This window comes from Kineococcus glutinatus (assembly GCF_039542765.1).
Taxonomy (GTDB): domain Bacteria; phylum Actinomycetota; class Actinomycetes; order Actinomycetales; family Kineococcaceae; genus Kineococcus_A; species Kineococcus_A glutinatus.
Map to the genome: position 1 here is coordinate 1 of NZ_BAABIL010000930.1, position 1,130 is coordinate 1,130.

A 1,130-nucleotide genomic window follows, 5' to 3' on the forward strand; every position below is an offset into this window, starting at 1 on the left:
CGGGCGCTCGTCGCCGGCCAGGTCGATGCGCCGCGCCGGCTCCTGCGCGGGTGGGGGCGCGCCCGGCGCGCGCACGTCGGTGAGGGTGACGAGCAGCACCCCGTCGCGGTAGTCCACCGCGCCGGTGTGCACCTGCACGCCCTCGGGCAGGACCACCTGCCGGGTGACGGTGCCGTGCGGTCGTTCCAGCAGCAGCGCGGTGCGCCCGCGCGCCGGCGGTGGGGTGCGCTCGGCGCGCACGGTGAGGGACCCACCGGTGAGGGCCAGGCGGGTGCTGGTGGGGTCGATGCCGGGCAGGTCCAGGGCCACCACGTAGCCGCCGGGCACCTGCCACAGGTCCACCGGCACCGTCAGGGGCATCGTCACCGGCACCGTCACCGTCTCCCCGCCGCCGGCGTCGGGCACCGGTGGCGGCACGGGGGCGCGCTCGAGCAGCTCCGGCTCGGCGGGCACGCTGCCGGCGGGCAGGTCGCGCACGTGCGGGTGCGCCTCACCGAGCCGGCCGTCGCCCTCGCCGTCGGCGCGCACCTGCTGCACCGCCCACCAGCCGGCGTCGACCTGCTCCCCGGCCACGCTCGGGTGGGCGCGGCCGCCGCGCTGGGCCCGGCGGCGGGCCGTGGCGCGCTCGCGCTCGAAGAGGACCTGCTCGCGCCGCTGCGCGCGCACGGTGGCCTCGGCAGGCTGCGACGGCGAGGCGTCCTGCTGCGATGTTTCGCTCATCACCGGTCCCGGGACGAGGTGGAGTGCCGTCCACCGGCTGGTTGCGCCGGTCTCCAGCGGTGCCCGGTGATCTCGTACCCGCGCCGGCGCCGGGTAAACCACGCGTGACCGTGTCGTGATCACCCGTGGTCACCTCCGCCGCGCCAGGGTCCCGCCCCGGGCGTGCGGGGTGGGCGTGCGGGGTGGGCGTGCCCGGCCCGGCGGGCTCAGCCGCCGGTCGGGGCCGGCAGGTCCGCCACGTAGCCCCACGTCGCCTGCGCGCCCAGGTGGCCGGTGTTGACGACCTCGGCGACGGTGCCCTCGGCGGCGGCGGTGGCCAGCAGCGCGAGCGCGACGGACAGCGCCGTGGTCGGGCGCAGCGCCCCCACCCGCCCGGCCCGGGCCGGTGCCGCGGCGACCGCCGACCCGGG

At 79.5% G+C, this 1,130-nt stretch carries 1 protein-coding gene and 1 pseudogene; both read right to left on the minus strand.

Translation table 11 applies throughout. The features are described from left to right. A partial coding sequence (locus tag ABEB16_RS22640) for an Hsp20/alpha crystallin family protein (RefSeq protein WP_345714392.1) occupies positions 1–720 on the minus strand: 720 nt, incomplete at its 3' end. A gap of 206 nt (positions 721–926) precedes the next feature. Next, a pseudogene (locus ABEB16_RS22645) lies at positions 927–1,130 on the minus strand (hypothetical protein); the annotation flags it as partial.